Here is a 7,183-nt window from a genome sequence, read left to right on the forward strand (position 1 = left end):
GTCCGGCACGCCCGCCTCGAAGCCGCCGCGCACCTGCTGACGGGCACCTCCCTGCCGGTGCAGAGCATCGCGGCGCGCTGCGGCTTCGGCAACGCCGAGAGCCTGCGCCAGGCGTTCACCGGCAAGTACGGCATCGCGCCCTCCCGCTACCGCCAAGCTCACGTTCGTGCTGGTTAAAACGTTCAACATCTCGGCGGAGGCCGGACACCCTGGAGCGCGGCAAGATGGCGCCGTGTAACGCCCAGTTAACGGGCTATTGACACGTCACAGTGCCCCGATCTACCGTCTGGGCACCTTAAAACGTTTTGCCGCAACGGTCGTTGGAGGGCACGTGACCGACCCGCCTCCCATCCTGGAGTTACGGAACGTGAGCAAATCGTTCGGCGCGGTGCCGGCGCTGCGCGAGGTCCGGCTCGACCTGCGGGCCGGCGAGGTCCACGGCCTGGTGGGAGAGAACGGGGCGGGCAAGTCCACCCTGGTGAAGATCCTGGCCGGCGCCCATCCGGCCGACGAGGGAACGCTGCTCGTGGACGGGAGGGCGCTGGCGCCGGCCGGGCCCGCGGACGCCCAGGCGGCCGGCATCGCGGTGATCTATCAGGAGCCGACGTTGTTCCCGGACCTGTCGGTGGCCGAGAACATCTTCATGAGCCGCCAGCCGCTGCGCGGCCTGCGCCGCATCGACGCGCGGGCCATGCGGGCCGCCACCGCCGCGCTGTTCGACCGGCTCGGCATCCCCCTCGACCCAGGCCGCCCCGCGCGCGGGTTGTCGATCGCCGACCAGCAGCTCGTGGAGATCGCGAAGGCGCTGGCGTTCGACGCGCGCATCCTCATCATGGACGAGCCGACGGCGGCGCTGTCCGGGGTGGAGGTCGAGCGATTGTTCTCGGTCGTGCGCTCGTTGCGGGACGCGGGCGCGGCGGTGTTGTTCATCTCGCACCGCTTCGACGAGATCTTCGCGCTGTGCGAGCGCGTCACCGTGCTGCGGGACGGCCGCTGGGTGTCCACCGATCCGGCCGCCGCCCTCACGGTCGACGAGCTGGTCCGCCGGATGGTCGGCCGCGAGGTGTCCTCCCTGTATCCCAAGACGGACACGGCGGTCGGCGAGCCCCGGCTGGAGGTGCGCGGCCTGACCAGGCGGGGCGTCTTCGCCGACGTGGGGTTCACCGTGCGCGGCGGGGAGATCGTCGCGCTCGCCGGTCTCGTCGGGGCCGGGCGCAGCGAGGTCGCGCGGGCCGTGTTCGGCGTCGACCGTTACGACGCGGGGGAGGTCCTGGTCGACGGCAAGCGGCTGCCACGGGCGGACACGCCCGCGGCCATCGCCGCCGGGCTCGCGCTCGTGCCGGAGGACCGCCGCCAGCAGGGCCTGGTGATGGAGCTGTCGGTGGAGCGCAACGCGACGCTGACCCGGCGCTGGTCGCTGAGCAGGCTGGGCCTGCTGTTCGGCGGCGCCGAGCGCCGGACCGCCCGCACCTGGAGCGACCGGCTCCAGGTCAAGACCGCCCGGCTCACCGACCCCGTCTCCGCCTTGTCCGGCGGGAACCAGCAGAAGGTCGTCCTGGCCAAGTGGCTCTCGACCGAGCCGCGCGTCCTCATCGTGGACGAGCCCACCCGGGGCATCGACGTGGGCACCAAGGCCGAGGTGCACCGGCTGCTGTCGGAGCTGGCCGGGCAGGGGGTCGCGGTGCTGATGATCTCCAGTGAGCTGCCCGAGGTGCTGGGCATGGCCGATCGGGTGCTGGTCATGCACGAGGGCCGGCTGGTCGCCGACATCCCGCGCGAGCGGGCCGGCGAGGAATCGGTGATGCTCGCCGCCACCGGCCAGGGCGGCCGCTGATGGCGATCCTGGAGAACGAGAGCGCCGCCCGGCCGCGCCAGGAGGACGGCTCGCGCCTCATCCACCGGGTCTTCGTGATCAGGGAGATGGGCATCGTCATCGCGCTGGCGCTGCTCGTCGTCGTCACCGTGATCGTCAACCCGCGCTTCCTGACCGCGCAGGGGATCAAGGACCTGCTGCTCGGCTCGACCATCCTGGCCGTGCTCGCGGTCGGCCAGAGCGTCGTCGTCATCACCCGCAACGTGGACCTGTCGGTGGGGTCGGTGCTGGGGTTGTCGGCGTTCGCGACGGGCAGCGTGTTCGTGGCGAACCCGGGCCTGCCGATCCCGGTGGCGCTCGTGCTGGGCGTGCTGCTCGGGGCGGCCTGCGGGATCCTGAACGGGGCGCTGATCGCCGCCGCCCGCGTCCCGGCCCTGGTGGTCACCCTCGGCACCCTGTACGTCTTCCGCGGCCTGGACTACACCTGGGCCACCGGCCGCCAGATCAACGCCGCCGACATGCCGCCCGGCTTCCTGCGGATGGGCAGCACGACCATGCTGGGCGTGCCGGTGCTCGCGCTGTACGCCGTCGTCGTGCTGGTGGCGGCCGGCTACTACCTGCGCACATACCGCAGCGGCCGGGAGTTGTACGCGATCGGCTCCAGCCCCGACGCCGCCCGCCTGTCCGGCATCCCCGTCGGCAAGCGGGTGTTCACCGCGTTCGTCGTCTCCGGCGCGCTCGCGGGCCTGGCCGGGGTCCTGTACGCGGCCCGCTTCGGCACGCTGGACGCCAACGCCGGCAACGGCTTCGAGCTGAACGTGGTGGCCGCCGTCGTGGTCGGCGGCGTCGCCATCTTCGGCGGCAGCGGCTCGGTCTACGGCGCCGCGCTCGGCGCGGTCCTGCTCACCACGATCAGCAGCGCCCTGCCCGTGCTCGGCGTCAGCCCGTTCTGGCAGCGGGCCGCCGTGGGCGCCCTCATCCTGGCCGCCATCGGCATCGACAGGGCGCTGGCCGTCCGGCTCGCCCAGACTCTCAGAGGAAGGAGCGCGCATGGCTGAGCGGACGGCGCGCCTGCGGTCGCTCGTCGGGTCCTGGGACGCTGTCCTGCTCGTCGCCCTGGTCCTGGTCGTGGTGGTCGGCGCGGTGACGATCGAGGGCGTGGCCAGCCCGCGGTTCTGGCGGTTCGTCACGCTGGAGGTCATCCCGATCGCGCTGATCGCGCTGCCCATGACGCTCGTGGTCATCACCGGCGAGATCGACCTGTCGGTGGCCAGCATCCTGGGCCTGACCTGCACGGTCATGGGGCAGCTCTGGTTGTGGGGCATCACCTCGCTGCCGGTCGTGATCGCGGCCTGCCTGCTGCTGGGCGCGCTGCTCGGCGCGGTGAACGGCCTGTTCGTGACCGGGTTCGGCCTGCCCTCGCTGGCCGTGACGATCGGCACGCTCGCGCTGTACCGGGGGCTGGCCTACGTCGTGCTCGGCGACCGCGCGGTGGCGGACTACCCGCCGGAGTGGACGACGGGCGCGATCACCGCGATCCCCGGCCTGACCATCCCCTGGATGATCCTCCTCGTGGCCGCGCTCGCCGCCGTCTTCGGCGTCCTGCTGCACGCCACCCCGATCGGCCGCGGCCTGTACGCGATGGGCAACAACGCCGAGGCCGCCCGCTTCACCGGCATCTCCGTGGCCCGCACGAAGTTCTGGTTGTTCGTCGCCACCGGCGCCATGTCGGCGCTCGCCGGAGTGTTCTGGACGCTGCGTTACGCCAGCGCCCGCGCCGACAACGGCCTGGGGCTCGAACTCGCCGTCGTGGCCGCGGTCCTGCTGGGCGGCGTGTCCATCTTCGGCGGCCGGGGCGGCCTGATCGGCGTCATCGCCGCGGTCATCCTGCTCGGCACCCTGCGCAACGCCCTGCAACTGGCCTACGTCCCGGCCAACACCCTCACCATCATCACCGGATCCCTGCTCATCGTCTCCGTTGTGGGACCCAATGTCGCCGGCATGCTCCGTGAGCGGCTGCGCCGCCGGCGATCCGTCACCCCCTGACCCGGCCGCGGGGCCACGAAAGGACAGACATGGCAGCGACAAGCCGAGGAGGCGGAGCCATCGCGCTGGCGATGCTCGCCGCGCTCAGCCTGGCCCTCACCAGTTGCGCGAGCCAGGAACCGGCCGCCACCCAGCCCACCGCCGGCGGCGGCTCCAGCGCCCCCGCCGCGGCGACGATCAAGGAGGGGCTGAAGATCGCCTTCCTGCCGAAGCAGGTGAACAACCCCTACTTCGACGCCTCCGACAACAAGGGCGGCAAGGTCGCGGTGGCGGAGTTCAAGGGGGTCTACAGTCAGACCGGCCCGTCGGAGGCCAGTCCGTCGGCGCAGGTCAGCTATATCAACACGCTGTCGCAGCAGGGCACCGACGTCATCGTGGTCTCCGCCAATGACAAGGACGCCATCTGCGGGGCGCTGAACGAGGCCCGCCAGGCCGGCGCGAAGGTCGTCACCTATGACTCCGACACCAACCCCACCTGCCGTGACGCCTTCATCAACCAGGCCAGTGCCGAGGGGATCGCCGCGTCTCAGATCAAGCTGATCTCCGAGGCGGTCGGCGCGGACGGCGGCGAGATCGCGATCTTGTCGGCGACGGCGAACGCGACGAATCAGAACGCCTGGATCGAGATGATGAAGACCGAGCTGGCCAAGCCGGAGAACGGCAAGCTGAAGCTGGTGGCCACCGTCTACGGCGACGACGACGACCAGAAGTCCTTCCAGGAGGCTCAGGGCCTGCTGGCCAAGTATCCGAATCTCAAGGGCATCATCTCGCCCACCACGGTCGGCGTGGCCGCGGCCGCCCGTTACCTGTCGGGCTCGGAGTACAAGGGCAAGGTGCAGCTGACCGGGCTGGGCACGCCGAACCAGATGCGTGCCTACATCAAGGACGGCACGGTCAAGTCGTTCGCTCTGTGGAACCCCTCCGACCTGGGTTACCTGGCCGCCTTCGCCGGTGGTGCGCTCGCCTCGGGGATGATCACCGGCAAGGAGGGTGAGAAGTTCACCGCCGGCAAGCTCGGCGAGTACACCATCGGCAAGGACGGCGCGATCCTGCTCGGTGATCCGTTCGTCTACGACAAGGCCAACATCGACGACTTCGACTTCTGAGGCCCGGTCGGCGTCGCGGCTCCCGCGCTCCCGGCGCGGAGCCGCGACCATGACCGAAATCCGGTGAACCTTCCGGTCACAGCACTAGTCGCCGCCGAGCGGGGCAGAAGAACGCCCCGTGACAAGGCAGGGAAGAGAGCATTGTGACCGACCGAGACGACAGCCCCCTCGCGACACCGGATCGTGACCGTTCCGACGGTGCCGCCCCCTCCGCCTTCCGGCACGGCGACCGGTCGGCGACGCACGAGACCTCCGCGCGCACGGCGGACCAGCCCTTCGGCAAGCCGGGCCGCCCCATGGGCAGTCATCCGTTCACCTTCGGCTTCACCGCCGCGCTCGGCGTGCTGAGCGCCTGGTTACTCGTCCAGGCACTGGCCGCCACCACGTCGGCCCTGCTTCTCATCGTGGTCTCCTTGTTCCTGGCGATCGGGCTCAACCCGGCCGTCGTGTGGCTGCAGGACCGGGGGCTGTCCCGGCGCCTGGCCATCGCGCTGGTCTTCATCGCCGTGATCGGCTTCTTCGTCGGCTTCGGGCTGACGATCGTGCCCGCGCTCACCACGCAGTCCAGTGAGTTCGTCCGCCAGTTGCCGGCCTACATCACCGAGATCCAGAACCATCCCCAGATCCGCGAGCTCGACCAGCGTTACCAGGTGCTGCAACGGCTGCAGGAGTATCTCATCAGCGGCGACCTCGGCAAGCAGGTGTTCGGCGGCCTGCTGGGCGTGGCCGGCGTGGTGGCCAGCGCGGTCTTCTCCGCCCTGACCGTGCTCATCCTCACGCTGTACTTCCTGGCCTCGCTCCGCTCGATCACCAACCTGGGCTACCGGCTCATCCCCGCCACCCGTCGCACCCGGGCCCGCCTGCTCGGCGACGAGGTCATCAAACGCATCGGCGGGTACGTCGCCGGCAACCTGTTCATCTCGCTCATCGCCGGCGTCACCACGTTCATCTTCCTCATCATCCTGGACGTGCCCTACGCCCTGCCCCTGGCCATCATCGTCGCGATCACCGACCTCATCCCGCTGGTCGGCGCCGGCATCGGGGCCGCGGTCGTCACCGTGGTGGCGTTGTTCACCTCCGTGCCCGCCGGCATCGCCTGCCTGATCTTCTTCATCGTCTACCAGCAGGTCGAGAACTACCTGATCGCTCCCCGGGTGATGAAGTCGTCCGTCGACGTGCCCGCGGCGGCCACCATCATCGCGGCCCTGCTCGGCGGCGCCCTGCTGGGCGTGGTGGGCGCGCTGCTGGCCATCCCCGTCGCCGCGGCGATCCAGCTCGTCCTGCACGAGGTCACGCTGCCCCGGCAGGAACGTAACTGAATTAACCGGATATGTCGTAATTGGGGCTGTTCTACCCCAGGGTGGGCGGCAGCGGTACCCTGGGTCCGGGCGGGGAGAGTCCACCGGGTTCCACGCCCTCCGGGCCGGCTTGAGGTGGGCGGAAGCGATGCGTCAGGTCAAGGATGTACAGCTCGGAGACCACTTATGCCTGGCGTTCACCCATGAGGCCGAGCAGCGTGAAGTGGCCGCCGCCTTCATCACGGCGGGGCTGGAGCGGGGCGAGCGAGTGCTGTACGTGACCGACGGCCGCGCGACCGAGCGGGTGCGCGCGTGGCTGAGCGCGGCGGGCGTGGACGCGGCCGCCGTCATGGCGGCCGGGCAGTTCGGGGTGCACTCCGCCCAGGACGGATACTTGAGCGCGGGCCGGTTCGACCCCGATGAGATGATCAAGGCGTTGCGTACCGAAGTCGATGCCAGCCTGAAGGCCGGATTCTCCGGCTTCCGCGTCAGCGGAGAGATGAGCTGGGCATTGGCCGAGGCGTCCGGCGCCGAGCGGCTGGAGGATTTCGAGCGGCGTGTCACCGCACTGTTTCAAGAAGGGCTGTCCGCGGCGATCTGCCAGTACGACATGCGGCTGTTCCGCCCCGACCATCTCGCCGATCTGGTCGGCTGTCACTCCGGCAGGGTCCAGATGAACGCCATCTTCCAGCAGGGATCGCTGCACGTGCTGCCCGCCTTCGACGCTGACGGGGCGCTGGTGCTGCAGGTGATCGGCGAGATCGACCGCACCACCGCCGGCACGTGGAGCGCCGTGCTGGAGACGGCCGGGGAAGGCGACGGCGACGTGCGCATGGACCTGGTGTTCAGACCAAGGGAGGCGAACTGCTCGAACGGCCGGTGGTAACCGCGCTCGATGTGGTGCACGCCGCGCAGCGTGG

At 70.3% G+C, this 7,183-nt stretch carries 7 protein-coding genes; all 7 read left to right on the forward strand.

The window, feature by feature from the left end; all coding sequences use genetic code 11:
* Positions 1–177: helix-turn-helix domain-containing protein (locus tag ACWD0F_RS51355; protein ID WP_449890362.1), on the forward strand; the 177-nt coding region annotated here is incomplete at its 5' end.
* Between the two features lie 154 nt (positions 178–331).
* Positions 332–1,834: a sugar ABC transporter ATP-binding protein gene (locus ACWD0F_RS51360; RefSeq protein WP_449890350.1), complete on the forward strand. Its 1,503-nt coding sequence runs from the start codon at positions 332–334 to the stop codon at positions 1,832–1,834.
* Positions 1,834–2,871: an ABC transporter permease gene (locus ACWD0F_RS51365; protein WP_449890352.1), complete on the forward strand. Its 1,038-nt coding sequence runs from the start codon at positions 1,834–1,836 to the stop codon at positions 2,869–2,871. Before ACWD0F_RS51360 ends, ACWD0F_RS51365 begins: the two co-directional genes overlap by 1 nt.
* Positions 2,864–3,859, forward strand: a complete 996-nt coding sequence (locus ACWD0F_RS51370; RefSeq protein ID WP_449890354.1) for an ABC transporter permease — start codon at positions 2,864–2,866, stop codon at positions 3,857–3,859. Before ACWD0F_RS51365 ends, ACWD0F_RS51370 begins: the two co-directional genes overlap by 8 nt.
* A gap of 29 nt (positions 3,860–3,888) precedes the next feature.
* On the forward strand, positions 3,889–4,965 hold the full coding sequence (rhaS, locus tag ACWD0F_RS51375) for a rhamnose ABC transporter substrate-binding protein (protein WP_449890356.1): 1,077 nt from the start codon (positions 3,889–3,891) through the stop codon (positions 4,963–4,965).
* 143 nt (positions 4,966–5,108) lie between these two features.
* On the forward strand, positions 5,109–6,284 hold the full coding sequence (locus ACWD0F_RS51380) for an AI-2E family transporter (RefSeq protein ID WP_449890358.1): 1,176 nt from the start codon (positions 5,109–5,111) through the stop codon (positions 6,282–6,284).
* 127 nt (positions 6,285–6,411) lie between these two features.
* Positions 6,412–7,149 (forward strand): MEDS domain-containing protein, encoded by a 738-nt coding sequence (locus ACWD0F_RS51385; protein WP_449890360.1) that lies wholly within the window; start codon positions 6,412–6,414, stop codon positions 7,147–7,149.
* Positions 7,150–7,183: the final 34 nt, after the last annotated feature.

This window comes from Nonomuraea sp. NPDC002799 (assembly GCF_053592075.1).

Excerpts from the sequence above, each read along its gene's own strand:
- ACWD0F_RS51365 (WP_449890352.1), top strand. The coding sequence starts at position 1,834 with ATGGCGATCCTGGAGAACGAGAGCGCCGCCCGGCCGCGCCAGGAGGAC.
- ACWD0F_RS51370 (WP_449890354.1), top strand. The coding sequence starts at position 2,864 with ATGGCTGAGCGGACGGCGCGCCTGCGGTCGCTCGTCGGGTCCTGGGAC.
- rhaS (WP_449890356.1), top strand. The coding sequence starts at position 3,889 with ATGGCAGCGACAAGCCGAGGAGGCGGAGCCATCGCGCTGGCGATGCTC.
- ACWD0F_RS51385 (WP_449890360.1), top strand. The coding sequence starts at position 6,412 with ATGCGTCAGGTCAAGGATGTACAGCTCGGAGACCACTTATGCCTGGCG.